Annotated in this window: 16 protein-coding genes; 14 read left to right on the top strand and 2 right to left on the bottom strand. The window is 71.7% G+C overall.

All coding sequences use genetic code 11. From position 1 onward, the window contains the following. From AB0J58_RS31550 to AB0J58_RS31510, 9 genes are all read left to right on the top strand, one after another. The coding region (locus AB0J58_RS31550; RefSeq protein ID WP_364222622.1) for a sugar ABC transporter permease at positions 1-945 on the top strand (945 nt) is incomplete at its 5' end. After that, positions 942-1,805, top strand: a complete 864-nt coding sequence (locus AB0J58_RS31545; protein WP_343978846.1) for a carbohydrate ABC transporter permease — start codon at positions 942-944, stop codon at positions 1,803-1,805. The genes AB0J58_RS31550 and AB0J58_RS31545, both read left to right, overlap by 4 nt. Positions 1,806-1,855: 50 nt before the next feature. Beyond that, entirely contained in the window at positions 1,856-3,475 is a 1,620-nt protein-coding gene (locus AB0J58_RS31540; RefSeq protein WP_364222619.1) for a glycoside hydrolase family 13 protein, read from the top strand. Next, on the top strand, positions 3,462-4,517 hold the full coding sequence (locus AB0J58_RS31535) for a LacI family DNA-binding transcriptional regulator (RefSeq protein ID WP_364222616.1): 1,056 nt from the start codon (positions 3,462-3,464) through the stop codon (positions 4,515-4,517). The genes AB0J58_RS31540 and AB0J58_RS31535 overlap by 14 nt, the downstream gene beginning before the upstream one ends. A 188-nt stretch (positions 4,518-4,705) precedes the next feature. Further along, complete coding sequence (locus AB0J58_RS31530) at positions 4,706-7,267, top strand: AMP-binding protein (protein ID WP_364222614.1); 2,562 nt, start codon at positions 4,706-4,708, stop codon at positions 7,265-7,267. Positions 7,268-7,329: 62 nt separating this feature from the next. After that, positions 7,330-10,404, top strand: a complete 3,075-nt coding sequence (locus tag AB0J58_RS31525) for an amino acid adenylation domain-containing protein (RefSeq protein WP_364222611.1) — start codon at positions 7,330-7,332, stop codon at positions 10,402-10,404. Between the two features lie 4 nt (positions 10,405-10,408). After that, positions 10,409-15,865 (top strand): amino acid adenylation domain-containing protein, encoded by a 5,457-nt coding sequence (locus AB0J58_RS31520; RefSeq protein ID WP_364222608.1) that lies wholly within the window; start codon positions 10,409-10,411, stop codon positions 15,863-15,865. Beyond that, positions 15,856-16,836, top strand: a complete 981-nt coding sequence (locus AB0J58_RS31515) for a DUF6734 family protein (protein WP_364156455.1) — start codon at positions 15,856-15,858, stop codon at positions 16,834-16,836. Before AB0J58_RS31520 ends, AB0J58_RS31515 begins: the two co-directional genes overlap by 10 nt. Positions 16,837-16,864: 28 nt before the next feature. Next, on the top strand, positions 16,865-18,424 hold the full coding sequence (locus tag AB0J58_RS31510) for a condensation domain-containing protein (RefSeq protein ID WP_364222605.1): 1,560 nt from the start codon (positions 16,865-16,867) through the stop codon (positions 18,422-18,424). Between the two features lie 344 nt (positions 18,425-18,768). Here the strand turns inward: AB0J58_RS31510 and AB0J58_RS31505 are convergent, their stop codons facing one another. Then, a complete protein-coding gene (locus AB0J58_RS31505) occupies positions 18,769-19,788 on the bottom strand; it encodes a DUF4331 family protein (RefSeq protein WP_364222602.1) in 1,020 nt (339 codons plus the stop codon). A gap of 584 nt (positions 19,789-20,372) precedes the next feature. Here AB0J58_RS31505 and AB0J58_RS31500 point away from each other — a divergent pair. The 3 genes from AB0J58_RS31500 (at position 20,373) to AB0J58_RS31490 (ending at position 23,326) form a co-directional block, all read left to right on the top strand. Continuing rightward, entirely contained in the window at positions 20,373-21,641 is a 1,269-nt protein-coding gene (locus AB0J58_RS31500) for a right-handed parallel beta-helix repeat-containing protein (protein WP_364222599.1), read from the top strand. Between the two features lie 95 nt (positions 21,642-21,736). Continuing rightward, the gene (locus AB0J58_RS31495) at positions 21,737-22,381 is read left to right on the top strand and encodes an amino acid-binding protein (protein ID WP_364222597.1); all 645 of its coding nucleotides are present in this window, start codon (positions 21,737-21,739) and stop codon (positions 22,379-22,381) included. Positions 22,382-22,582: 201 nt separating this feature from the next. Then, a complete protein-coding gene (locus AB0J58_RS31490; RefSeq protein ID WP_364222594.1) occupies positions 22,583-23,326 on the top strand; it encodes a hypothetical protein in 744 nt (247 codons plus the stop codon). A 59-nt stretch (positions 23,327-23,385) separates the two neighbouring features. Here the strand turns inward: AB0J58_RS31490 and AB0J58_RS31485 are convergent, their stop codons facing one another. Then, a complete protein-coding gene (locus tag AB0J58_RS31485; protein ID WP_364222591.1) occupies positions 23,386-24,678 on the bottom strand; it encodes an ABC transporter ATP-binding protein in 1,293 nt (430 codons plus the stop codon). A 295-nt stretch (positions 24,679-24,973) separates the two neighbouring features. On the opposite strand from AB0J58_RS31485, the gene AB0J58_RS31480 reads away from it, so the two are divergent. Further along, positions 24,974-26,038, top strand: a complete 1,065-nt coding sequence (locus AB0J58_RS31480) for a LacI family DNA-binding transcriptional regulator (RefSeq protein WP_350920523.1) — start codon at positions 24,974-24,976, stop codon at positions 26,036-26,038. 25 nt (positions 26,039-26,063) lie between these two features. Beyond that, a complete protein-coding gene (locus tag AB0J58_RS31475; protein WP_343978837.1) occupies positions 26,064-26,951 on the top strand; it encodes a carbohydrate kinase family protein in 888 nt (295 codons plus the stop codon). Positions 26,952-26,989 lie beyond the last annotated feature (38 nt).

Here is a 26,989-nt window from a genome sequence, read left to right as displayed (position 1 = left end):
GGCCAGGGCCGCCACCAGGGCACCGGCCCGTTCCGGCGAACGGTGGACAGGCACTGGTACGCCTGGGCCATGGTGGCCCCGGTGATCCTGGTCACCGGGCTGCTGATCGGCTGGCCGCTGGCCCGAGGCGTCTACCTGTCCCTGACCGACGCGACCGAGGCCAACATCGGCCGCACCATCGGCGTCAACGTCATCCCCTCGACCTACGAGTTCGTCGGGCTCGACAACTACATCGCGATCCTGACCAGCGGCCTGTTCTGGGAGAAGCTGGTCTGGACCGTGGTGTGGACCGTCGCCTGTGTCTCGCTCCACTACGGCCTGGGGCTGGGCCTGGCGCTGCTGCTCAACCGCAGGCTCAGATTCCGCTCGGCCTACCGGCTGCTGCTCATCCTGCCGTGGGCGATCCCCGGCTTCGTCTCCGCGTTCATCTGGCGCTACCTCTACAACAGCGACTTCGGCGTGATCAACGCGATGCTCAAGGCCGCCGGCCTCGGCGCGGTCGGCTGGCTCGACGACCCGACCACGGCGAAGATCGCGGTCATCGCGGTCAACGTCTGGATGGGCGTGCCGTTCATGATGGTCGCCGTGCTGGGCGGGCTCCAGTCGATCCCCGGTGAGCTCTACGAGGCGGCGGAGGTGGACGGCGCCACCCCCTGGCAGCGCTTCCGCTTCATCACCGTCCCCGGCCTGCGCACCGTGTCGAGCACCGTCGTCCTGCTGGGCACGATCTGGACCTTCAACATGTTCCCGGTGATCTACCTGATCAGCGGGGGAGGGCCGGGCAGCTCCACCGAGATCCTGGTCACCTACGCCTTCCGCGAGGCGTTCACCGGGGTCCGCAACTACTCCAACTCCGCGGCCTGGGGAGTCATCGTCCTGCTGCTCCTCGTCGTGCTGGCCGTGGTCTACCGGCGCTCGCTGCGCAAGCAAGGGGAGGTCTGGTGAGCACCGTCACCACCGGGCACGCCCGCGGCCGCGGGGAACGCAGCGCGGGAAGGTCGATACTGCTGCACGCGACCCTGCTCGCCGCGGTCGCCATCTCGCTGTTCCCGATCGTCTGGTTGGTCCTGACCTCGCTCAAGCCGCGCGACGGCTGGCTCTCCAGCGAGCTGGAGATCTTCAACCAGCCCTCGCTGGACAACTACGTCCGGGTGCTGACCGAGACGCAGTTCCCGACCTGGCTGCTCAACTCGGTGATCGTCGCCGGGCTGACCACGGTCATCGGCGTCTTCCTGGCCTCGACGACCGGGTACGCGATCAGCCGCTTCCGCTTCCCCGGCCACCGCGGGGTGATGTGGACGCTGCTGATCACCCAGATGTTCCCGGTGGCGATCCTGATCGTCCCCCTCTACAACCTGATGGCGGGCCTCGGGCTGCTCAACCAGATCGCTGGGCTGGTCATCGCCTACATGACCGTGGCGGTGCCGTTCTGCGCGTGGATGATGAAGAGCTACTTCGACTCCATCCCGCGCGAGATCGACCAGGCCGGACTGGTCGACGGCCTGACCCCGTTCGGCACGTTCTGGCGGGTCGTCCTGCCGCTGGCCAGGCCCAGCCTGGCGGTCACCGCCTTCTACTCCTTCATGACCGCCTGGGGCGAGGTGGCCTACGCCACCGTGTTCATGTCGCAGGAGGAGAAGCGCACGCTCGGCATCGGCCTCCAGCAGTTCGTCGGCCAGCACTGGTCCGACTGGGGCCTGCTCACCGCCTCGGCGGTGCTGATCGCGGTGCCCGCGGCGATCGTCTTCCTGCTCGTCCAGCGGCACCTGGTCGCCGGACTTACCGCCGGTGCCACGAAGTCGTAATACCACCGTGCTATCACGTCCTGACATGCCACCTGATCGGGGGATTTAATATGACTGAGCTGGTTTACGCGGACCATGCCGCCGGGACCGCCACCCGATGGTGGCGCGACGCGGTGATCTACCAGGTCTACGTGCGCAGCTTCGCCGACGGCAACGGCGACGGTGTGGGCGACCTGCTCGGCGTGCGTGGCAGGCTCCCGTACCTGGCGGACCTCGGGGTCGACGCGATCTGGCTCACCCCGTTCTTCACCTCGCCGATGGCCGACTTCGGCTACGACGTGGCCGACTACCGGGACGTGGACCCGATCTTCGGCTCGCTGGCCGACGCCAGGGCGCTGATCGACGACGCGCACGGCCATGGCCTGCGGATCATCGTGGACGTGGTGCCCAACCACACCTCCGACCAGCACGTCTGGTTCGCGGAGGCGGTGGCGGCGGGCCCGGGGAACCCCGCGCGCGAGCGTTACATCTTCCGCCAGGGCCGGGGGGCGACCGGAGAGCTGCCGCCCAACGACTGGGAGTCGGTCTTCGGCGGCTCCGCGTGGACCCGGCTGCCGGACGGCGAGTGGTACCTCCACCTGTTCGCGCCCGAGCAGCCCGACCTGAACTGGGAGAACCCCGAGGTTCACGCGGAGTTCGAGTCGATCCTGCGGTTCTGGCTCGACCTGGGGGTCGACGGCTTCCGTATCGACGTCGCCCACGGCATGGTCAAGGCCGAGGGGCTGCCCGACATCGGGCACAGCGACCAGATCCGGATGATCGGCACCGACGTGGTGCCGTTCTTCGACCAGGACGGTGTGCACGAGATCCACCGCGCCTGGCGCAGGCTGCTCGACTCCTACCCCGGAGAGCGGATCGGCGTCGCCGAGGCGTGGGCACCGTCCCCGCAGCGGCTGGCCAACTACGTCCGTCCCGACGAGCTGCACCAGGCGTTCAACTTCCACTTCCTCAACACCCCCTGGGAGGCGGGGGGGTTCCGCGCGGTCATCGAGGAGTCGCTGGCGACCGCCGGACTGGTCGGCGCGCCCAGCACCTGGGTGCTCTCCAACCACGACGTCAAGCGGCACCTCACCCGCTACGGTGGCGGCGAGGTCGGTCTGTGCCGCTCCCGCGCCGCGGCCCTGCTGACCCTCTCCCTGCCCGGCTCGGCCTACGTCTACCAGGGCGAGGAGCTCGGCCTGCCCGAGGTCCTCGACCTTCCCGAGGAGTTCCTGCGCGACCCGCAGCGGCTCCGCAACCCCGACGACGGCCGGGACGGCTGCCGGGTGCCGCTCCCCTGGTCCGACGGCGAACCGCACTTCGGCTTCAGCCTGCCGGGCGTCAACGGGACGTGGCTCCCCATGCCGTCCTCCTGGGGCCCGCTCAGCGTCGAGTCCCAGCTGGAGGAGCCGCTCTCCACGCTGAACCTGTACCGCGAAGCGCTCCGGATCAGGCGGGAGCGGAGGGCCTTCGGCGAGATGCCGCTGGCCTGGCTCGACTCCCCGGAGGGAACGCTGGCCTTCACCCGCGACGCCGGCTTCACCTGCACCGTCAACCTCACCGGCGAGGACGTGGAACTGCCCGCCCCCGGGCGGGTCCTGCTGGCCAGCGCCGAGCCGGTCGTCCAGGGCGGCGTCGCGCGGCTCGCGCCCGACTCCGCCGTCTGGTGGCAACGCGATGACGCCTCCTAGTGCCGTCGGCCCGCTCGGCAACGGCGCCGCCCGGCTGACCGACATCGCCGCGCAGGCCGGGGTCAGCGAGGCCACGGTCAGCCGGGTGCTCAACGGCAAGCCGGGGGTCTCCGCCGTCACCCGGCGCTCGGTGCTGGCCGCGCTGGACGTCATGGGGTACGAGCGTCCGCAGCGGCTGCGCCAGCGCAGCAACGGGCTGATCGGCCTGGTCACCCCGGAACTGGACAACCCGATCTTCCCGGCGTTCGCCCAGGCGTTCGAGAAGACGCTGACCCAGTACGGCTACACTCCGGTGCTCTGCACCCAGCTGCCCGGCGGCGCGGTCGAGGACGAGTTCACCGAGCTGCTCGTGGAGCGCGGGGTCAGCGGCATCATCTTCGTCTCCGGACTGCACGCCGACGTCACCGCGCGCTCGGACCGCTACACCCAGCTGATCGGGCAGGGCGTGCCCATCGTCCTGCTCAACGGGCACGCCGCCGACGTCCCCGCCCCCTTCATCTCACCCGACGACCGGGCCGCGACGAGGCTGGCCGTCCAGCACCTGGTCGACCTGGGCCACGAGCGGATCGGCCTGGCCGTCGGTCCCAGCCGGTTCGTGCCGGTGATCAGGAAGATCGAGGGGTACCGGCGGGCGATGGCGCAGTTGCTGGGGGCGACGGAGGTCGACGAGCTGATCTCGCACTCGCTCTTCTCGGTGGAGGGCGGGCAGGCTGCGGCGGCGCAGCTGCTGATGCGCGGCTGTACGGGGATCGTGTGCGCGTCGGATCTGATGGCGCTGGGGGCGATCCGGGCCTGCCGGGATCGAGGGCTCTCGGTGCCGGGGGAGGTGTCGGTGGTGGGGTTCGACGACTCGCCGCTGATCGCGTTCACCGACCCGCCGCTGACCACCGTGCGCCAGCCGGTCCAGTCGATGGTGACCGCCGCCGTCCACACTCTGCTGGAGGCCATCGCCGGCACGCCGGGACAGCACTCCGAACTGATCTTCCAGCCCGAGTTCATCGTCAGGGGATCGACGGGATCCGGCCCCAAGGTACTCCGGTGACGGCCTGATCTCCCCGATCTCCCCTGACCCCCTCTCCCGTCGCTCGAATCCATCACCCCTTCTCCACGAGGGGACCGGCATCGCCGCCGGTCCCTCTCCCCGGCATGTGCACCATCCGGACCGCCCACGGTCCGGGATCTCACTCTCGTTCGATCCACCGATCCCGAGCGCCCGCCCAGGAGGCCGGCATGAGTGTGCACGACCCGGCTCCGCCCACCGTTCCCCGGCTGCTCGCAGCACGGGCGGAGACCGATCCCGACCGCCCCGCCCTCGTCGCCGGTGAGCCCGCCGACGGATCGGGCGACCTGACCTTCGGCCAGTGGGAACGGCGTTCCAACGCCGCCGCCCGCGGTCTGCTCGCGCGCGGGCTCCGTCCAGGAGACCGCGTCGGCCTGCTGTTCGGCGGGGACGAGTGGCCCGCCTTCGCCGTCGCCTTCTGCGCCGTGCTCAAGGCCGGCGGCGTGGCGGTGCCGCTCTCCGCCCGCCTCGGCGGTCATGAGATACACGACACCCTGCGGCGTTGCGCCGCCGTGGGCGTGCTGCACGGGCGGCAGGCCCCCGCGCCTGCCGGGGAGGACCCCGGCCGGTGGTGGTCACCGGTGCCGGACGGCGGCGACGGCTCACCGATCGGCGGCGTCGAGGTGCGACCGGGCGACCTCGCCCAGATCATCTACACCTCCGGCACGACCGGCACCCCCAAGGGGGTCGGCGCCACCCACGCCAACCTGACCCACGGCCGCCCGCTACGTCCTCGCCGCCGGGCCTACGCCCACTCCGAGCGCTTCCTGCACGCCTTCCCCATCGGAACGAACGCCGCGCAGATGATGCTGATGGACGCCCTCACCGCCCACCCGGCCGCGCTCACCCTTCCCGGATTCGAGCCCGAGGAGTTCTGCCGCCTCATCGAGACCCACCGTGCGGGCACCGTCTTCCTCGTCCCGTCCATGGCCATCGAACTGCTCGGCTCCGGCGCCCACCGCAGACACGACCTGTCCGGGGTGCTGCTGCTCAGTTCCTCGGCCGCCGCCCTGCCCCCGTCCGTCGCCCAGGACCTGGCCGTCGCCTTCCCGGGGGCGACGCTGGTCAACTACTACACCTCGACCGAGGCGGTCCCCGCCCAGACCACCATGATTGTCGATCCTGCCAGGCCCACCTCCCTGGGCCGCGCCACCGACCCCGGTGACCTGCGCGTCCTCGGTGAGAACGGAGAGATGCTGCCTCCGGGTGAGACGGGCGAGGTCTGGCTCCGCTCCCCGGCGCCGCCGCGCTCCTACGTGGGCGACCCCGAGGGCAGCGCGCTGGTCTTCCGCGACGGCTGGGTTCGGATGGGCGACGTCGGCCACCTCGACGCCGACGGCTACCTCTACCTGTCCGACAGGGAGACGGACGTCATCAAGTCGGGCGCCCTGAAGGTCTCGACCGTGCGGATCGAGGCGGTACTGCACGAGCACCCCGCGGTGGCGGAGGCCGCCGTCGTCGGCGTTCCCCACCCCGTGATGGGCGCGCTGCCCGCCGCCGCCGTACGGCTGGCGTACCCGGTGCCGATGGACGAGATCCGCGACTTCCTGTCCGGGCGGCTGGCCCGCCAGGAGCTGCCGACCAGGATCGTGCCGGTCGAGGAGTTCCCCCGCAACGACCTCGGGAAGATCCTGAAGTCCGGGGTCCGCGAGCTGTTCACCGCGCGGGGCCGCCGGGTCCCGCTGACCGCGGGGCAGGCCGGACCGCCGGCCCACGGGGAGACGGTCCGGGTGGCGATGCGGGTGCGAGACACCGTCGACCCGGGGATCCTGCGCAGGGCGCTCCGCGAGGTCGCCGCCGCCCACGAGGCACTGAGGCTCACCTTCCCCGTGCCGGACGGCGCCCGCGTCGCTGAGATCGCGCCGGAGGCGGAGCCCGAACTCGTCCGCGTCCCGCTGGAGGCCGCCGTCGAGTACGAGCTGTCCCGGGGTTTCGACCTCGAACGGGGGCCGCTGCTCAGGACGATCCTGACCGACCCCACCCCCGGCGGGTCCCTGCTGGTGCTCTGCGCCTCCGCGCTGGCCTGTGACGACTGGTCACTCGAGACGGTCCTGTACGAGCTCGGCACCGCCTACGCCGCCGCTCTCAGCGGGCGTACGGCACCGGCCCCGCCGGCCACCGCGAGCTACGCCGACTGGGCCGCCACCCGCCCCCCGGCCCCGGGTGTCCCGCGATCCCGGCCGGTGTCGCCGCTCCCGCACCTCCCGGCCGGCGTCGCCGGGGCATACGGCTTCAGCCTGCCGCCCGAGACGGCCGGGCGGCTTCGGCAGGTGGCGCGGGCCCGCCGGGTGACGCCCGCCGAGGTGGCCCTGGCCTGCTGGGCGGCCGCGCTGTCGCGGGCCGGGGGCCTGGCTGAGCCGACGGTGCTGGTGCGCGAGCCGGGGCGCTCGGAACCCGCCCATGCCACCCTGGTCGGCCCGCTCGCGCTGGACGTGGCCGTCCGGATCACGATCCCCGGCGATCCCGCCGCGCTGATCGGCCTCGCCGAAGCGGCGCCGGAAACGGCGGGGCATGACGGCCGGTTCCGTTTCGAGGGCTTCCGTCCTGAGCCGTACCTGCCCGGCCTGAAGTCCGAACCGTACCCGCTGCCCGCGGCTCCGCCCGCCGACGGCGGGCCGTCCCTCATCCTCACCGAACAGCCGGACGGATCCATGTCCGGCGTCTGCGCGGGGCCCGCCGCCGACGACCTCGGCCGGGGGTTCCAACGCCTGTGCGACCTCCTCGCTCCCTGATCGACCCCCTGACTCCCCCTGATGAGCTCTCTCCGCCGAGCCCTCATCTGAGATCGGAAGTGATGCCAGTGACGTCCGAGATCGTCTCCGTACCCGTTCGGGCCTCGCTCGCCCAGCAGGGAATATGGTTCAACGAACGGCTGGGCGGCATCGGGACCGTCTACACGATGCCGTTCTCCGTCACCTTCGACGGCCCCCTCGACGCGGCCGCCCTGGCCGCCGCCTGGGAGGGGCTCGTCGCCCGCCATCCCGTTCTGGCCCGCGCGGTCGAGGAGCGGCAGGGCGTGCCCTACCTGGTACCCGCCGCCCCACCCGGGCTGCGGGTGGCGGACGCCCCGCGGGAACGGCTCGCGGAACTGGTACGGGCCGAGATCCTGCGCCCCTTCGACCTGGCCGCCGGACCCCTGGTGCGGGCGGTCCTGTACCGGGAGGGCGCCGGGCGGGCGACGCTGCTGGTCGTGGCACACCACATCGTCTTCGACGGCGAGTCCACCTCGGTTTTCCTGCGCGACCTCGCCGAGCTCTACCGGGCCGAGGTCACCGGAACCCCCGCGGACCTGCCCGAGCTGCGCCACGAGGAGCCGGGCGCCGGGCGCGTCGAAGCCGGGCTCTCCTTCGCCAGGGAGTTCTGGAACTCGCGGTGGCGCCAGCCGGCAGAGGTGACCCTGCCGGGACTGGCGGGGGAGGCGGCCACCTCGGCCGAGGGCGCGGCCGTGGAGTTCGCGCTGGCGGACGAGGCACGGGAGGCACTGGCCCGGCTGGCGGAGGAGATCGGTGCCAGCAGGTTCGAGATCGTGCTCGCCTCGCTGCACGCGCTCCTGTACCGGTACGGCAACACCGAGCCGACCGTCGCGGTCGATCTGGGCACCCGATCGCCGGAGACCCGCCACCGCCTCGGCGCCTTCGTCAACGAGTTGCCCGTCACGGCCAGGATCCAGCCGGACTGGAGTTTCCGCCGGTTCGTCGCCGACCAGCGGTTCGGCTACGGGCTCCGCTCCGACCTGCGCGGCCTCTACCGGGTCAGGGAGGTGCCGCTGTCGCGGGCGGTCAGCGGCGTACGGCCCGGCGTCTCGCTCGCGCCGGTCTCGCTCGGCTACCGCAGGCGCGAGGCCGCGCCCGCCTTCTTCGGAGTGGACGCCCATGTGGAGTGGGCGCTCTTCAACCACACGGTCCGCGGCGCCATGCGCGTGCACATCGTGGACGGGCCGGACCGGTTCGGCGTCGCCCTCCAGTACGACCCGGAGGCGATGGGCCGCGACGACGCCGAGCGGGTCGCCGCCCACTGGCGGACGCTGCTCGCCGCGGCGGCGGCCGAACCGGACGCGCCCCTGGCCGGGCTGCCGCTGCTCGGCGCGGAGGAGACCGGGCTGCTGCTGTCGGGCTGGAACGACACATCGGTCGACTACCCCGAGCTCACCCTGCCCGAACTGGTGGCCGTGCAGGCGGCCCGTACCCCGGACGCCACGGCCGCCGAGTGCGGCACGAACTCGATGACCTACGCGGAGCTCAGCGCGGCCACCGACCGCCTGGCCGGGCGGCTGCGCGCCGCGGGGGTGGGCCCGGGGAGGCTGGTCGCGATCTGCGCGGAGCGTTCGCCGGCGACCCTGGTCGGGCTGCTGGCCGTGGCGCGAGCCGGGGGTGCCTACCTGCCGCTCGACCCCGGACACCCCGAGGAGCGGCTCCGTTTCGTGCTGGAGGACTCCGGCGCCGGGCTGCTCCTGACCGATCTCGCGACACGGGACCGCCTGGCCGGACTCGAGCTCCCCACCCTCGTCCTCGAAGACCCGGCCGCCCCGGCCGGGGCGGAAGAGCCGGCCGGTCTCGGCTGGCCGTCGCCGGAGGATCTCGCGTACGTCATCTACACCTCCGGCTCCACCGGGCGCCCGAAGGGCGTGGAGATCCCGCACCGGGCCCTGACCAACCTGCTGCTCGCCATGCGCGACCGGCTCGGCTCCCGCCGGGGGGACGGCTGGCTCGCCCTGACCTCGCTGTCGTTCGACATCTCCGCGCTGGAGCTCTACCTGCCGCTGGTCACCGGCGGCCGGGTCGTCATCGCCTCCGGCGACGCAGCCAGGGACGGGCGCGAACTCGTCAGGATCGCCGGGTGCGGGGTGACCCACGTGCAGGCCACCCCGTCCGGCTGGCGGATGCTGCTCGACTCCGGGCTCGACCTGCCGCACGTGACGGCGCTGGCAGGTGGGGAGGCACTACCCGCCCCGCTGGCCCGCGAGATCCTGCGCAGGACCGGTCGTCTGATCAACGTCTACGGTCCCACCGAGACGACGATCTGGTCGATGAGCGCGGAGATCACCGAGCCTGTCACGGCGGTGCCGATCGGCGAGCCGCTCGCCAACACCCGGGTCCATGTGCTCGACGAACGGCTCGGCCTGCTCCCGATCGGAGTGCCGGGTGAGCTCTGCGTCGCGGGCGACGGCGTCGCCGACGGCTACCGGAACCGGCCCGAGCTGACCGCGGAGCGGTTCGCGGACGACCCGTTCGGCCCCGGGCGGCTCTACCGCACCGGCGACCGGGTGCTCAGGCGGGCCGACGGCCTGATCGAGTTCATCGGCAGGCTGGACGACCAGATCAAGCTCCGCGGCCACCGCATCGAGCCGGGCGAGATCGAGGCCCGGCTGCTCGAACACCCTCGGATCCGCCGCGCGGCCGTGCTCGCCAGGGAGGACGACAAGGGCGAGCGGCGGCTGGTCGCCTACCTGGAGGCCGAGGCCGTCCCCGGTGACCTGCGGGAGCACTGCGCGAGGACGCTCCCGCCGTACATGGTCCCGAGCGACTTCGTGTGCCTGTCCCCGCTGCCGCTCACCGCGAACGGCAAGCTCGACCGGGCCGCGCTGCCCGCCCCCGACCTGGGAGGGGAGCGGGAGGCGAAAGCGGGCCCGGTCGCCTACAGCGGCGTGGCCGCCGAGCTCCACGAGATCTGGTGCGAGGTGCTCGGGGCGGCGGAGATCGGTCCGGAGGAGGACCTGTTCGAACTGGGCGGGCACTCGCTCACCATCACCCAGATCGCCTCCCGGGTCCGCCTGCGCCTGGGCGCCGACCTGCCGCTCCACGTCTACTACGACGACCCCACGATCCAGGCGGTCGCCGCAGCGGTCGAGCGCCTGCGCGGGGAGGGCTGAGCACGTGCCGACCCAGCTGCGGGACGCCGCCCGCACCGACGGCGTCCCGCTCTCACCCGGCCAGGAACGGCTCTGGTTCCTGGATCAGCTCAACCCCGGTGACGCCGCCTACAACGTCTACGTCTCGGAACGGCTGCGCGGACCGCTGGACGCCGCGGCGCTGGCCCGCGCGTTCGATGAGGTCGTGGCCAGGCACGAGGTGCTGCGCACCCGCTACCCGAGCATGGACGGCCGGCCGGTCCAGGTCGCCGAGGAGTCCGGCCCCGGGCTGGGGCGGGTCGACCTGTCCGGTGGGGCCGTGCCGGATCCGGTCGTGCGGGCGCGGGAACTGGTGGCCGAGCTGACCAACCGGGGGTTCGACCTGGCGGCAGGGCCGGTGCTGCGCGCCGTCCTCATCCGGCTGGCCGCCGACGACCACGTGCTCTGCCTCGTCGTCCACCACATCGCGGTGGACGGCTGGTCGCTGGGCGTGCTCCGGGGCGAGCTGACCGCCCTGTACGAGGCGTTCGCCGCGGGGCTGCCCTCGCCGCTCCCGCCGCCCGCGCTGCAGTACGCCGAGTACGCCGTGGCCCGCCGCGAGGCCCCCGCCGAGGAGGACCTGAGGTACTGGCGGGCCAAGCTCGCCGATCCGCCGGTTCTCGCGCTGCCCACCGACCGCCCGCGCCCCCGGATCAGGACCGCGCGCGGCGCCTACGTCTCGCGGATCATCCCCGGGCCGCTGGCGGCCGAGGTGGCCAGGCTGGCCAGGAGCGAGCGCTGCACGCTGTTCATGACGCTCACCGCCGCCTTCCAGGCACTGCTGGCCCGCCACACCGGGCAGGAGGACATCTGCCTGGGCACCCCGGTCGCGGCCAGGGACCGGCCCGAGCTGGAGGGAATGATCGGTTTCGTCGTCAACACGCTCGTACTGCGGGGCGACCTGTCGGGCGACCCGACCTTCCGCGACCTGCTGCGCCGTACCCGCGCGACCGCGCTGGAGGCGTACCAGCGCCAGGACACGCCCTTCGACGTCCTGGTCAACGAGCTCGGGGTGGAGCGGGACCTGTCGCGCACCCCGGTCTTCCAGGCCCAGCTGGTCCTGCACGGCCGGGACCAGGAGGGGCCACCGCTGCCGGGGATCGTCACCGAGTTGTTCGAGGGCGGCTTCGCCCTGTCCAAGTTCGACCTCTCCCTGGAGATCGGGCACGACGGCGACGGGCTGCGGGCGCACCTCTCCTACAACGCGGACCTGTTCGAACCGGGCACCGCCGAACGGCTCGCCGCCCACTTCGAGAACCTGCTGCGTTGCGCGACCGGTGCCCCGGACACCAGGCTGTCGGAGCTGGAACTGCTCGGCCAGGACGAGCGCGAGCTCGTCCTGGAACGATGGAACGGCGGGGCGTCACGTCCGGGCGCCGCCGGGGAGGTCACCACCCTGCACGGGCTCGTGGAGCGTGCCGCGGCCTGCTCGCCGGATGCCGTCGCGGTCGTCTTCGGCGCCACCGAGCTGACCTACGGTGAACTCGACTCCCGAGCCGACCGGCTCGCCCGGGTACTGTGCGGTCACGGGGTCGGCAGGGACGACCGCGTCGCCGTCTGCCTGGAGCACTCGCCCGACCTGGCGGTGGCCGTGCTGGCCGTGCTCAAGGCGGGGGGCGCCTACCTGCCGCTCGACCCGGAGCAGCCCGCGGACCGGCTCGCCCACCTGGTCTCCGACTCGGGGACGACGGTGCTGGTGACCGCTCCGGCGCTGGCCGACCTGCTCCGCGCCCGGGTCACGGTCCTGCTCGACGGGGGCGAGGTCGTGGACCCGGGAGACCCCGCGGATCCTGCGGAGCCCGCGGGCGCGGGACCGGACGACCTGGCCTACGTTATCTACACCTCGGGCTCCACCGGCCTGCCCAAGGGCGTCGCCGTGCAGCACAGGCAGGTCCTCAACTACCTCGCCGACGTGCGCGAGCGATTCGAGATCGTGGACGGCGCCCGGTACGCCCTGCTGCAGTCGCTCTCCTTCGACTTCGGAGTCACGATCTTCTACCTGGCCCTGGCCACGGGGGGATGCCTGCACCTCGTCCCGTCGCGGATCTCCGGCCCGGATCTCGCCGACTACGCGGACCGGGTGGGGATCGACTACCTGAAGATCACTCCCTCGCACCTGGCGGCGCTCACCGCCGAGGTCGACCCGCGCCGGATCCTGCCCCGCCGCATGCTCATCCTCGGCGGCGAGGGCTCGGCCTGGGAGTGGACCCGCGAGCTGGCCGCCCTCGGCGTCTGCCGCGTGGTGAACCACTACGGCCCCACCGAGGCGACCGTCGGCGCGACCACGTACGAGGTGGGGGCCACCGACGACGTCCGGGGGCCGATCACGCCGATCGGGCGGCCGCTCGGCCATGTCCGGGCCTACGTCCTGGACGCCGGCCTCGGGCCGGTGCCGATCGGCGTGGTCGGTGAGCTCTGCCTCGGCGGCGACCGGCTGGCACGCGGGTATCTCGGCCGCCCGGACCTGACCGCCGCCGCCTTCGTCCCCGACCCCTACGGCGGGCCGGGGGACAGGCTCTACCGCACCGGCGACCTGGCCCGCAGGCTGCCCGGCGGCGACCTGGAGTTCCTGGGCCGCCGCGACCTCCAGGTCAAGATCCGCGGGTACCGGGTCGAGCTGGGCGAGGTCGACGAGGCGCTCCGCGCCCTCCCCGGCGTCGCCCACGCGGTGGTGGACGCCCGCGGCCGGCCCGGAGCACTGGAACTGGTCGCCTACCTGGTCGCGGCGGGGACATCCGGGGAGCCCGAGGCCGAGGGCGCCGGCCAGGGCCCCGCCGGACCGGGCGTGGCCGAGCTGCGCGGGCGGTTGCGGGCCGTGCTGCCCGACTACATGGTGCCGACCCGCTACGTCTGGCTGGAGCGGTTGCCGCTGAAGTCGCACGGCAAGGTCGACAGAGCCGCGCTTCCCGACCCCGAGGCGGCCGGGCCGGATCGGACCGGGGAGTTCGAGCCGCCCTCCGGGATGGTCGAGGAGGCCGTCGCAGCGGCGTTCGCGCAGGTGCTCGGGGTGGAACGGGTCGGCGCGGGGGACGATTTCTTCGACCTGGGCGGGCACTCGCTGCTCGCCGTGCGGGTGGTCGCCAGGCTCCGCCGGAGCCTGGACGGCATGCGGCCGGTCAGTGTGATGGACCTGTTCGGCCACCCGAGCCCGCGAGCGCTGGCCGCCCTCGTCGAGTCGGACGACGGCGGGCCGCGCGGCCTGCTGTACGAGCTGACGCCCAAGATCGCCACACCCGGGCTGTCCCTGGTGTGCGTGCCGTACGGCGGCGGCAGCGCGGTGGTCTACCAGCCGCTCGCCGACGCCCTGCCCGCCGGGTGCGCGCTGCACGCGGTGGCGGTGCCCGGCCACGACCTGGGGCTGGCCGAGGAGCCACGCCCGCTGGCCGAGGTCGCCGCCGACTGCGTGGCCGAGATCCTGGCCAAGGTGTCCGGGCCACTGGTGCTCTACGGCCACTGCGGGGTGGGCGGCGCGCTGACCGTCGAGATCGCCTGCCGGGTGGAGGCCGCGGGGCGCCCGCTTGAGGCGGTCTACCTCGGCGGGCTGTTCCCGTTCGCCCGGCCCACCCGCGGCGTGCTCGGCCGATGGGCCCGTCTCACCCGGCTGGAACGGCTGCGCGCCGACCGGGGCCAGGTGAACTGGCTGACCGGAATGGGCGCCGACCTGTCCGGGCTGACCGAGGAACAGCTGGCGTTCGTCGTGCGCAACATGCGGCACGACTCCCGCGAGGCGGAGGACTACTTCACCCGGCTGGTCGAGGAGGGGGCGGAACCGCTGAGGGCCCCGATCATCTCGGTGGTCGGCGAGCGCGACCCCAGCACCGAGTTCCACCGCGAGCGCTACACCGAGTGGGGTTTCCTGTCGCCCCGTACCGCCCTCGCCGTGCTCGACGAGGGCGGCCACTACTTCCTCAAGTACCGGGCCGAGGAACTGGCCGAGATCGTCACCACGGTCCACCCGGCCCTCGCGGAACCTCCGGTGCCGGGGGCCGGGCCGCCGGAATCCGCCGGCGGCACCTGGCGCCTCGCCGCCGACTCCGGCGCGGACGGCCGGGAGGCGCCGCGCGAGAAGGCACCCGAACCGAGCCTGGCGCGCTTCCTGACGATCGCGGTCGGGCAACTGGTCACCATCGTGGGTGCCACGCTCACCGAGTTCGCGATCCCCATCTCCACCTACCTGGACGGCGGATCGCTCACCCGGTTCGCCGTGCTCCAGGTGCTCGCGCTGATCCCCGGAATCCTGGTCGCCCCGCTGGCCGGCGCGATCGTGGACCGGTCGAGCAGGCGGGCCGTCATGCTCGGCGGCAACGTCGCGGCGCTCGTCGTGCAGCTGATCACCGGCATCCTGGTGTGGAGCGGAGCACTGGCGGTCTGGCACCTGTACCCGTTGCTCACCGCCCTGTCCGTCGCGCTGACCTTCCAGCGACTGGCCTACGTCTCGGCCATCCCGCAACTGGTCCCCAAACGCTATCTCGGGCACGCCAACGGGGTGGTCCAGGCGACCACCGGCGTGGCGCAGTTCATCGCGCCGCTCGGCGCGGTGGGGCTGCTCGCGCTCACCGGGCTGGGAGGCATCCTGGTGCTCGACGTCGCCGGGTACGTCGCGGGTGTGATCGTACTGCTCTGCGTCGCCTTCCCCGCGACGCTGGCCGGCGAGCGCCACGAGTCCGTCGCGGCGGAGATCGCCGGGGGCTTCCGGCTGCAGATGGGCCGGCCCGGCTTCCGGGCCATGCTGGTCTTCTTCGCGCTCTTCAACCTGGTGCTCTCCCCGGCGTTCCTGCTCTTCTCGCCGCTGGTGCTCTCCTTCGGGACGCTCGGCGACGCCGGGTTCGTCGCGCTGCTCGGCGGCGCGGGCGCGGTGACCGGCGGCCTGGTCATGAGCGTGTGGGGCGGGCCGGCGCGCCGCCGGATGTTCGGCGTGCTGATGGGGACGCTGGCGCTGGCGGCCTGCTGTCTGGTGACCGGCGCGCACGAGTCGCTGCTGTTCGTCGGGGCCGGTGCGTTCGGGGTGTCCTGCTCGCTCGCGCTCGTCAACGGCGTCTACGCCACCATCGTCCAGGTCAAGGTGCCCCAGCGGTTCCACGGCCGGGTCTTCGCGCTCAACCAGATGGTCGCGCTGTCGACGATCCCGCTCGGCGTGGCCCTGATCGCGCCGTTCGGCGAGCGCCTGCTGGAGCCGATGTTCCTGCCGGGCGGCCTGCTGGCCGATACGGCGGGTGCGGTCATCGGGGTGGGGCCGGGCCGCGGCATCGCGTTCATGTACATCGTGTGCGGCCTGCTGGTCGCACTGATCGCGGCCGGCGCGCTGCGCAGCCGGGCGCTGTCCCGTTTCGACGACGAGGTGCCGGACGCCGTGGCCGACGACCTCGTCGGTATCGAGGCCCTGAGCCGAAGGACCGGGCCGGACGGAAGAACAACGAGAAAGGAGCCGGTCCAGTGTCCCTGACCGTCCCCGCAGTCCATGTCAACTGGACCGGCCCGTACCGGGCCGGCCTCCGCCGCCACCGGGACCGGGCGCTGGAGAACGGACCCTACGGCCTGCCGGTCGAGGAGATCCTCACCTGCGTGCACAGCGTCCATGCCTGGCGCACCTTCCACGGAGGCGTCGAGCTGGTGACCGACGAGCTGGGAGCCTCCTACGCCGCCGCGCAGGGGCTCGACGCGCTCTACGACCGGGTCGACACCCGCCTGGACGAGCTGGACGCCCTCGACGTCGACCCGCTCCTGTACTTCGCGGCGGGCAAGAGCCATGCGGCCCTGTCGCGGACCGCGCCGTTCGCCGTGGTCGACACCGACCTCTACCTGCGCCGTCCCATCGACCACCTGGAGCGCGGCGGGTTCGTCTTCGCGCACTGGGAGTCGGTCGGCAACTCCGTCTACCCGCCGATCGAGGAGATCCCCAATCCCGCGGGCCTGGACCTGTCCCGCTGGACGTTCGACACCCCGGCCGCGAACATGGCCGTCTCGGTCTTTCTCGACGACCGGCACCGCGCCGAGTACGCCGAGGCGGCGATGGCGTTCATGACCGGCAACGCGGGCCCTTCGAGCACCGACCCGATCGTCCGCCAGACCTTCGCCGAGCAGCGCATCGCCCCCGCGGTCGCCCGCTCCCTCGGCGTGGACCCGCGCCCGGTCACCGAGCGCTTCTGGATCGTGGAGACCGAGGAGTGGGACGGGCCCTCCTACGCCGACCGGTTCCACCACACCTGGAACCAGAAGCGTCTGCTGCGCCAGTTCCCCGAACTGCGCCCGGCCTACTGGCGCTACCTGCTGGAGGACCTGCTCTGGAACCACCCTTCCGCCGCCGACCTGCTCCTGTCGGTGCCCGCGCTCGAAGAGTGCGCCGACCTCATCCGGGCCGTCCGGCGCGACCTGGCCGCACACGGCCCCAGCGTCCTCGATTGGAAGAGGCCATGACCCCGTACCGAGACCGGCTGGAGGAAGAGTGACCGCGCAGAGCACCGAGACGGAGCTGGGCGCCCTGTGGCGTCAGGTGCTCCGTGTCCCCGAGGTCGCCCCGGGCGACAACTTCTTCGAGCTGGGCGGCGACTCCTTCAGGGCCGCCCAGCTGGCCTCCCTGATCGGCGACCGCCTGGGCGTGCCCGTCACCCCGGCCCTGGCCTTCGACCGGCCCGAACTGGGAGGGCAGGCCCGCTGGATCGACGACGCGCGCGCCTCGGCCGTCCCGGCCGCGGCCGCTCCGGAGACGGGCGGGGGAGCGGCGCTCAGCACCCAGCAGGAGGAGTTCCTGCACTGGATGTTCGAGAGCGAACCGGTCCGCGACATAGGATCCTGCGCCACCGCGATCCGTATCCGGGACGCCCTCGACGTACCGCTCCTCACCCGGGCGCTGGAGGCGGTGATCGCCCGGCACGAGCCGCTGCGCACCGTCGTCACCGCCTCGGGGCGGGTCCTGGTCGCGGACGAGCTGCCTCCCGAGGTCGCCGAGGTCGCGGCCTCCGGTGACACGCCGTCGGAGCGCGAGCGCGACGCCGAGCGGATCGTCTGGCACGAGCGCATGCGCCTGGACAGCGTGCTGCGCGGCCCGCTCGTCCGGGCGCTGGTGGTGCGCGTCGACACCGACGACCACGTGCTGGTCCTCGCCGTGCACCACTTCGCCTTCGACGGGTTCTCGCTGGGCGTCATGCTCAGGGAACTGGGCGTCGTCTACTCGGCGCTGCGCACCGGCCACCCCAGCCCGCTGCGCCCGCTGCCCATGACCTACGCCGACCACTGCGCCTTCGCCCGGGAGCAGTGGCCGCGCAACCGGGCCTACTGGGACCGGGTCCTGGACGGCGCCCCCCGCGACCTCACACCGTTCCCCGGCCGCCGGGACACCGCCCTGTTCTCCCGGCGCAGGCACGCCTTCGAGATCGACGCGGGGCTGGCCCGCGGGCTGCGGGAGACCGCCCAGACGCGGGGCGCGACCACGTTCATGGCGGTGGCGGCATGCTGGACCTGGTTGCTCCGCCAGTGGACGGGGATGACGGATCTGGTGGTGATGTCACCCGTGCCGGGCCGTACCGTGCCCGAGCACGAGGCGCTGATCGGCTGCCTGGTGCAGTCGCTCGTCCTGCGCTTCGACGCCTCGGGAGAGCCCGCCTACTCCGAGCTGCTCGACCGGGTCAGGACGGTGTCGGTGGGGGCGGTGACGCACCAGTTCCACTCCTACCTGGAGACCAGGCTGCGGGTGCCGTTCCCCTCGCGGATCCACTACGAGAGCTTCGGCGCCCCGCACTTCCCCGGCCTGATGTCGGAGGCGTTCCCCTTCCCGCGCGAACAGGAGGGACTCGACTGGGCGGCGAACCCGGGCGAACTCGACCTCAGCGCTCCCGAGCTGATCGTCGAGGAGCAGCGGGACGGCTCCATGCTCGCCGCCGTGGTCTACAACCACTACGGGTACGACCCCGAGACGGCCGCCGAACTCGCCGGGGCCTTCCAACGCTACGCCCGCATCGCGGTCGAGCACCCGGACGACCCCCTCCCCGGGCTGGGGGCGGCCTGACCGCACCTTTCAGTCCGCTGTGGCGCTGAACCCATGAGGACGCCGGCAGATGTGGCCTAAGCGCCTGTTCCTAAGCTTCTGACCTTGCGCTTCGTGATCAGCAGGTGAAGAGACCCCGCCGGCGTGTGCCGGCGGGGTCTTGGCGTGCGGGTGGCGTCGAAGGTTCGGCCACACGAGTACCACGGGGCTTGCACTCGCCACAGCGACCCGGACGGCGGGCCGAAACGGTGCTCGGGCAGCCTCGGCGGTGAGAGGCGGACCCACGGCCGAACCGTGTCGGAACGGCTCCGACGGCTGGGGCGGATCGGCCGTCGGAGCCCCCGGGCGCGTCCTTCCGAGATCGGTCAGGAGGTGGCTGCCGGGTGCGGGTCGCCGAGGTACGGGAACCGGTCCAGGGTGTCGGTGTGCGGGTTCAGGCCGGTGGGCGGAGCTTCGTTCCTGGTGAGGAACGCGACGCGGATGTTGATGACGTCTTCGGTAAATGTCCGGCCATTAGGATACGCAGCCGGCTTGGATGGGTCGAAGCGCAGCACGTCCGGCAGGAGGCCGTGCTCGTCGATCGCGTTGATCGCGTCCTCGCGCGAGTAGCCGCCGGTGTGGCCCAGCAGATGGACGAACTGGTCGGTCCAGTTGTCCCGGTCGTTGACCGGTTCGCCGGCGTTGTAGTCCTCCTTCGTGTCATCGGTGTTGAAGAAGCTGCTCATCGACGGGTGTCCGGCCCGGTCGGCGTGGACGAGTTCGCCGTCGCGCCGGACGCTGCACCGGCCCCAGATGTGCAACCCGGACTTGGGCGCCAGTTCCGCGGTCGGTAGTTCGATGGCCATGGAGAAGACGTTGGCCATGAGATTGGAGTCGACGCCGGTCCACGGGGACTTCCCGCCCAGATGTGGTGCGGTGAAGTTCCGCCTGCCGCTGGTGTCGAACAGGTTCTTGATTCCGTCGAAGTCGAAAAAGAAGGCGTCACTGCGGCTGCCGGCGGCCACCTTGTAGTCGCCGCTGCCGACCACGTTGGCCTGGGGGCCGAAGGAGACGGCGGCGTCCGACACGATCTTGGTGCCGACCGCCTCGGGCTTGCGGGAGTCCGCACCGGTTGCCATGAGGACGCTGTAGGTCTGAGAGCCGTCGGATGCCGGCGGGCTGAAGACCCAGCTGAAGGCGACGTCGGTCAGATAGTCGCCGTCGTTGTCGATGTTCAGGCGGTATACGGCGTCGGGGTGCAGGGCGTCCGCGTTGGGGTTGGCGTTGAGGATGACAACGGTCCTGCTCGGATCCCCGGGTGCCGTGAAGGCGTAGAGGTCGCACAGATCGAGACGCTGGTCTCCGAGTGGTGGCCCGAGGCTGAGGCCGGTGAAGTGATTGGACATGTCAGGCCCTTCCATTGCTCGCTCACCAGACCCCTGCTGGAACGCTCCACTGGCCGTTCTGCGGCGCGGTCACGTCCTGCGGAGCGGCGTAGGAGTTGATCTCCGCTTGATCCTGTTTCTGCAGGTTAAGCTCTCCCCGCCAAAATGAACGAGAGGTATTGACGGGTGGCGAGTCGTTCGGCTCATCGCCTGATCGGCGCGTTCGCCGTGAGCTTGCGGCAACCGGTGGTGTGAGCCCGCGTGCGGTGGCCCGGACGTGCGCGAACCGCGGCCTGCCTGTGCCGGAGCAGGCCCGGTCGTCGCGGCGGACAGCGTAGCCCCTGGTGATGCCGTACCCGACCGCGAACGGCACCGGTGGGCCGGTACGAGGCCGGGCGGCGACTCCGCCCCGACCGTGACGGACGCCCCTCCCGGCGGCCGGCCCGCCGTGGGATCCACGCCGTCGCCGACCCGCCAGGAGCCCGCGGGTGAAGCGAAGGTAACGGCTGGCTGTGGGTCCGTCCTTGCGGATCGCTGACCAAACCCCGGGTGTGCGAAGATCTGCGCCTGACACACCTGTGGTGACGGCGATGGAGCGTACCAGCATGAGATCGACGAGACGGTGGGCCACTCCGGTGGCAGGGGCTTTCCTGGCGGGAGGCATGCTCGTCGCACTACCCGAGGCCACCGTGGCGGTGGCGGGCACCGTTTACTACGTCGACTCCAAGGCGGGGGACGACGCCGCGGCGGGCACCTCGGCCGCGGCGCCCTGGCGCAGCCTGGACAACGTCAACGCCGCCACCCTGCGTCCCGGTGACATCGTGCGCCTCAAGCGCGGCAGCGGCTGGCCCGGGCCGCTGAGACTGTCCGGCCGGGGCACCGCGGCCGGCCCCATCCTGGTCGAGCCGTACGGCAAGGGCGCGGCCCCGAAGGTCAGTGGCAGGGGCGAGGACTGCGTGGTGATCTCGGGCTCCCACGTGCGGGTTGTGGGGGTGCGGGCCAGCAACTGCCGGTGGGCCGGCTTCGAGGTCGGCGGCAGCCGCAACGAGCTCGACCGGATCGTCGCCGACCGCAACGTCACCGGGGTGCATTTCTTCGGCGCGCACAACGTGGTCAAGGACAGCGTCCTGACCGACAACAACCGCATGAGCGTCAACGACGAGGGCGGCGACAACGACTCCGGCGCCTTCGGCGTGCTGCTCAACGGCGACGACAACCTCGTCACCGGGAACCTGATCACCGGCAGCTACGCGAGCAGCAAGGACTACGGCACCGACGGCGCCGCGGTCGAGGTGTTCAACGGCGACCGCAACCGGATCACCCACAACGTGGCCAGGGAGAACAAGACCTTCGTCGAGCTGGGCGCGCAGAAGGGCAAGACCGCCGAGGGCAACGTCTTCGCCCACAACGTGGTGACCGCCTCGCGCAAGAGCACCTCCTTCCTCGTCACGCGCGGCGCCCGCCACGCGGTCGGGCCGGTGAAGGGCACCATCGCGGTGCACAACTCGGTCTACCTGTCGGCCCGCAGCACCCTCGGCTGGGCCTGCCACGACGGTTGCTCGCCGAACATCCTGAAGCTGCGCAACAACATCATCGTGGTCGGCGGCCAGGTGGGCTTCGAGGACGGCAAGGGAGCCGATGAGGACGCCGGCGTCTACAAGGGCCGTTCCCTCAAGTTCAAGCTCGGCCCCAGGTCGATCGTGGCCGATCCCCGGTTCAGAAGCCGGAAGGACCTGCGCCTGAGCCCCGGCTCCCCGGCGCTCGGCCGTGGTGTCAAGCTCGATCCCGCCTGGTACGGGGGGGCGACCCTGGCCAGGGACCTTTCCGGTGCCGCACTGCCGGTAGCCCCCGCCGCCGGGGCATATCAATCCTGATTTTTACTCATCTTGGGTCTTAATCTGGACATCTCTCCGGAACCTTCGTGAAACCTGGCTAGGACAGTCTGGTGCGCAGAGCGAGGTGATCGGTGATGATGTTGCGGCTCCGTGTTTCCTTCCCCGACAGGCCGGGTGCCCTGGGCCAGGCGGCCCGGGTGCTCGGCACGCTGGGCGCGGACATCCTCCAGGTGACGGTCCTGGAACGTGAGGTCGGCCGGGCGGTGGACGACTTCACGGTCTCCTGGCCCGGCAGCGTGGACGCCGAGACGGTCAAGGACCGTCTCTCCGGGGTCCCGGGGATGAGGGTGGAGGGCGTCTGGCCCACCCGTGAGATCCCCGGCGCCGCACCGGACTACGACCTGCTCAAGCACGTCGCCGCCGATCCGGGCAGGGCGCTGGCCACCCTCGTGGACGCCATGCCGGATCTGGTGAGCGCCGAGTGGGCGGTGACCATGTCCTCGGAGAGCGGGGAGTTCGTCCACCGCAGCTGGCAGGCGCCGGCCGGTCTCGACGGTACGGGCGGTCTCGCCGGCATCAAGTGGGCCGACCTCGCGCCGCTGCGACCGGCCGTCCTCGGGGCGGGCGTTCACCAGCTGATGAGCATTCCGGTGCCGGAGGTGAGCCTGCACCTGGTCCTCGCCCGTGCCGGAGGCCCGCCCTTCCACCGTGTCGAGCTGGACCGTGCCATCCGCGTCCTGGAGATCGTCTCCATCATGGGGCGTGCCTCCCGGGCCTGAGTGTTTCCGATATGTCGGCTATTGGGTAGAAAGCGAGAAGTGGTGTGCTGCCACCTCCCGCGACCGGTTCTGTCGGGGCCGTCCGGCAACGGCCCGGCAGGCGGGTAACCACCGTGCACGTCCGCGTCAGCTCTCCCCCCGATAGACAGCGCAGGTCATATCGGTACCGGGCCCCCGCGGGTCCGCGAGGAGGGCAGCCTGATGCCTAACCGCCACCACACCGTGGCCATGAGCCTGCTGGGGCTCTGCCTGGGAACGAGCACGGCCTGCGGGAGCGGGGACCGGATCGCCGGGGCCGGGGTTCCCGCCGACCTCGCGCGGAACTCCAGCCCCGGGCAGAGCGCCGCACCCACCACGAGCCCCGGTTCGGCGAGCCCCACTCCCGGGCGGAACACCGGTGCGGCACCCGTTCCCAACGGTTTCAAACCGATCGGCGGCACCGCCAACGGTGTCAGCGTCGCGGTCCCGAAGGAATGGGTCGCGATCGACCTGACCAAGGATGATCTCAACAAGGGACTGAAGAGCAGCGGACTGTCCGGCCCCACCCTGGAGCAGGCCAAGAAGAGCCTGCAGACCCTGGTCGACAACAAGGGGATCTGGGCGGCGGACCCCAACTCGGCCAAGTCCTCCCCGAACGGCTTCCCGACCAACCTCAACGGCTTCTGCCAGGCCGGGCGGCAGATCTCGACGGAACAGCTGATCAAGGAGACCAGATCCCAGCTGGAGCAGCTCAAGGCCAAGGTCGTCGCGGCGGGGACGGTGACGATCGGCTCCAGAAAGGCGGCCAGGATCGTCTACACCTTCCCGACCAACGGCGTCGACGTCAGGGGCACCCAGTACTACGTGCCGACCGAGAACAAGACCTGCATCGTCACGCTCAGCACCGACGTCGACGGCAAGCAGGAGCTGTTCGACCGGATCGGCCAGACGATCCGGCCGGTCTGACGGCGCGCCGGATCCTCGGCGGCCGCCACCGCGTCGCACCCTTCCGGCGGCGCTGCGGATCAGCGCTGCGGAGGGTCGATGCGGGCACCGTCCATGGTGAAGAGCATCAGGCGGGTGACGTCGACCCCCACCCTGGCGGACTCGCCGGCCCGCCAGACCGGGCGGGAGCCGAGCCGGACGATGAGGTCGGCGCGGCGGTGGTGGCCACTGACCTGCTCCTGTTCCTGCTGCGGCTCGACGTCCCCGTCGAAGAGGTTGCCGGGGATCAGCCGGCGCAGGACCGACCGGACGCGGCCGCCGACGAGGGGGGAGGCGCCCAGGCCGTTCGCCCCGCGGCGGGGGTCCGGCGGCTCGGGCACGGCCACGGAGGTCAGGCCGCTCTCGACGTAGGCGAGCCATTCGTGGCCGTGGTACTCCAGGGCGCGGACGCGGCCGAGGAAGGTCGGGCCCTCGAAGGTGTCGGGAACCGGAGCCAGGCAGTCGGGGCGCAGGCCGACGATGATCTGGTGGCCGACGTGCTGGGAGATGACATACGCCCTGGGATCGGTCCAGGGGATCATGATCTGGTGCGGGCCGAAGTCCAGCAGGATGAACTGGTTCTGCGGGGTGCGGACGGTGGCCGCGAGCAGGTTGAGCTGCTGGGAGCTGAGGAAGGCCGCGGTGAAGGCGGTCGCGGGGTCGTTGTACACCTGGCCGGGGGTGCCGAGGTCCTGCAGGACGCCGCGGTTCATGATGGCGATCCGGTCGGCCAGGGTCAGCGCCTCGACCTGGTCGTGCGTCACGTAGATGGTGGTCACCCCGAGGGAACGGACCAGCGACGAGATCTCCATCCGCAACTCGGTGCGCATGCCCGCGTCCAGGTTGGAGAGCGGCTCGTCCATCAGGAAGAGCGAGGGCTGGCGGACGATCGCGCGGCCCATCGCGACGCGCTGGCGCTGGCCGCCGGAGAGGGTTCCGGGGCGCCGCTCCAGGGTCTCGTCGATGTGCAGCGCCTTGGACAACTCCGTCACGCGTTCCCTGACCATCACGGGGTCGGCCTTGGCGATCTCCAGCGGGAAGGCGATGTTGCCGCGCACGGTCCGGTGCGGGTAGAGCGCACCGTTCTGGAATACCATCGCCACGTCGCGGTCGCGGGGAGCGAGGTCGTTGGCGAGCGTACCGCCCAGCCACAGGTCTCCCTCGGTGACCTCCTCCAGGCCCGCGATCATCCGCAGCAACGTGGACTTACCGCAACCGGAGGGCCCCAGCAGAACGAGCAACTCCCCGTTTTCCGCGCGCAGGTTCATGCGGTCGACCGCAAGGTATCCACCCGGGTATACCTTGCTCACATTGTCGAGGACGACGGTACTCATGCTCGCTCGTTCCTCCCGGGCGCCCCCGCCCGGATCCCAGCCGTGTGATTGATGAGGTAGTACATCGCGACACTTGCCCGTGTGTCCATAGATGTCGTTAGAAATCGCTCATCTAATGGTTACTTCTACGTTCCCTGATGTGACGGTCAGTCGTGACCGGAAGGCTTTACCGGAATGCCACTGCGAGGGTTGAGATGTTACAGTTTGCGAAAAGTTGCAGAAACGAATTTCACAGCGGGTGTCGGACGCCGATCGGCTTGCGCCTGATTCGGCCGCATGGTGGGGTGGCTCATTGATGGACGGTGAACTAGCGCAGACCTCACGCTCCCGCTCCGACGGGACGGCGATTCGGCTGGCCGACATCGCCGCGCAGGCCGGGGTCAGCGAGGCCACGGTCAGCCGGGTGCTCAACGGCAAGCCCAGCGTGTCGCAGGCGACCAGGCAGGCGGTGCTGACCGCGCTCGACCTGATGGGGTACGAGCGTCCGCAGCGGCTGCGCCAGCGCAGCAACGGGCTGATCGGCCTGGTCACCCCGGAACTGGACAACCCGATCTTCCCGGCCTTCGCCCAGGCCATCGAGAAGGCGCTCACCCAGCATGGCTACACCCCGGTGCTCTGCACCCAGCTGCCCGGCGGCGCTCCCGAGGATGAGTTCACCGAGCTGTTGATGGACCGCGGGGTCAGCGGCATCGTCTTCGTCTCCGGGCTGCACGCCGACACCACGGCGAAGATGGACCGTTACACCCGGTTGACCGAGCGCGGGCTGCCGATCGTCCTGCTGGACGGCTACAGCGAGCGGATCGACGCCCCCTTCATCTCACCCGACGACCGGGCCGCGGCGCGGCTGGCCGTCCAGCACCTGGTCGACCTGGGCCACGAGCGGATCGGCCTGGCCGTGGGGCCACGCCGGTTCGTGCCGGTGATCAGGAAGATCGAGGGGTACCGGCGGGCGATGGCGCAGTTGCTGGGGGCGACGGAGGTCGACGAGCTGATCTCGCACTCGCTCTTCTCGGTGGAGGGCGGGCAGGCTGCGGCGGCGCAGCTGCTGGCGCGCGGCTGTACGGGGATCGTGTGCGCGTCGGATCTGATGGCGCTGGGGGCGATCCGGGCCTGCCGGGATCGGGGGCTCTCGGTGCCGGGGGAGGTGTCGGTGGTGGGGTTCGACGACTCGCCGCTGATCGCGTTCACCGACCCGCCGCTGACCACCGTGCGCAAGCCCATCGGCGCCATGGCCTCGGCGGCGGTGGCCACCCTCCTGGAGGAGATCAACGGAGTCCGCGCCAAGCACGTCGAGCTGATGTTCCAGCCCGAGCTCGTCGTGCGCCGCTCCACCGGTTCAGGCCCGCTGGTCAACCGCTAGCCCACTCGTCGGTGAAAGGTTCGGGATGAACAGCGGTCACGACGTCGTCGTCATCGGTGGCACCGGGGTCGACACCACCGCCTACGTGCCCTCGCTGCCCCTGCCGTACGCCGACACCTACGCGGTCCCTCCGGTGGTGGACCGGATCGGCAACACCGGCAGCGGGGTCGCCCTCGGCTGCCACGCGCTCGGGTTGAGGGTCAGACTGGTCGACCTGATCGGCGACGATCCGCAGGGCCGCTTCATCCGGGCCCATTTCGAGGCCAGGGGGGTGGAGGCCGGCTGGGCGCTCGCCCCGCAGGGAACCCGGCGCAGCATCCTGCTCGTCGGCCCCGACGGGCGGCGCACCTCGCTGTTCGACCCGCGCGCCGTGGCGGGCGAGCGGCTGCCCAGGGAGCTCTACCTGGACGCGGTCCGCGCGGCCCGGCACGTCCACGTGTCGATCACCGACTTCTCCCGGCACGTCTACCCGGACCTGGGCCCCGGGTCCGTCTCCACCGACCTGCACGACTGGGACGGCGAGAACGACCACCACAGAGACTTCGCCTACTCCTCCGACCTGGTCTTCCTGTCGGCCACCGCCCTCGGCCCGCGCCGTGACGAGGTCATGCGCGACATCCTGGCGCGCGGCCGGGCCAGGGCCGTGGTCTGCACCGAGGGCGCGGAGGGCTGCCACGTCCTCGACGAGAACGGCCTGCGGGGCTTCCCCGCGGCACCGCTGCCGGGGCCGGTGGTCGACAGCAACGGAGCCGGGGACGCGTTCGTCTCCGGCGTACTGTACGGCCTGCTCTCCGGGCGCTCCCTCGACGACTCCATCCCCCTCGGGGCCCACGCCGGGGCCCACGCCTGCACGTCGGAGGGCACCCACGAGAACCCCATCGGAGAGCCGGACCTCCTCGACCGTGCCGGGTGACCCTTCTCCGACCGGAAGCTCCGCGCGGGCCCGGGCAC

The sequence above is a fragment of the Streptosporangium sp. NPDC049644 genome (genome assembly GCF_040675205.1).
In the GTDB taxonomy this organism is placed as follows: domain Bacteria; phylum Actinomycetota; class Actinomycetes; order Streptosporangiales; family Streptosporangiaceae; genus Streptosporangium; species Streptosporangium fukuiense.
This window is presented reverse-complemented; position numbering and strand designations above follow the sequence as displayed.

Bases quoted from the DNA above. Each gene is read 5' to 3' on its own strand.
- AB0J58_RS31540 (WP_364222619.1), top strand. From the start codon at position 1,856: ATGACTGAGCTGGTTTACGCGGACCATGCCGCCGGGACCGCCACCCGA.
- AB0J58_RS31535 (WP_364222616.1), top strand. From the start codon at position 3,462: ATGACGCCTCCTAGTGCCGTCGGCCCGCTCGGCAACGGCGCCGCCCGG.
- AB0J58_RS31530 (WP_364222614.1), top strand. From the start codon at position 4,706: ATGAGTGTGCACGACCCGGCTCCGCCCACCGTTCCCCGGCTGCTCGCA.
- AB0J58_RS31525 (WP_364222611.1), top strand. From the start codon at position 7,330: ATGCCAGTGACGTCCGAGATCGTCTCCGTACCCGTTCGGGCCTCGCTC.
- AB0J58_RS31505 (WP_364222602.1), bottom strand. From the start codon at position 19,788: ATGTCCAATCACTTCACCGGCCTCAGCCTCGGGCCACCACTCGGAGAC.
- AB0J58_RS31500 (WP_364222599.1), top strand. From the start codon at position 20,373: ATGAGATCGACGAGACGGTGGGCCACTCCGGTGGCAGGGGCTTTCCTG.
- AB0J58_RS31495 (WP_364222597.1), top strand. From the start codon at position 21,737: ATGATGTTGCGGCTCCGTGTTTCCTTCCCCGACAGGCCGGGTGCCCTG.
- AB0J58_RS31490 (WP_364222594.1), top strand. From the start codon at position 22,583: ATGCCTAACCGCCACCACACCGTGGCCATGAGCCTGCTGGGGCTCTGC.
- AB0J58_RS31485 (WP_364222591.1), bottom strand. From the start codon at position 24,678: ATGAGTACCGTCGTCCTCGACAATGTGAGCAAGGTATACCCGGGTGGA.
- AB0J58_RS31480 (WP_350920523.1), top strand. From the start codon at position 24,974: ATGGACGGTGAACTAGCGCAGACCTCACGCTCCCGCTCCGACGGGACG.
- AB0J58_RS31475 (WP_343978837.1), top strand. From the start codon at position 26,064: ATGAACAGCGGTCACGACGTCGTCGTCATCGGTGGCACCGGGGTCGAC.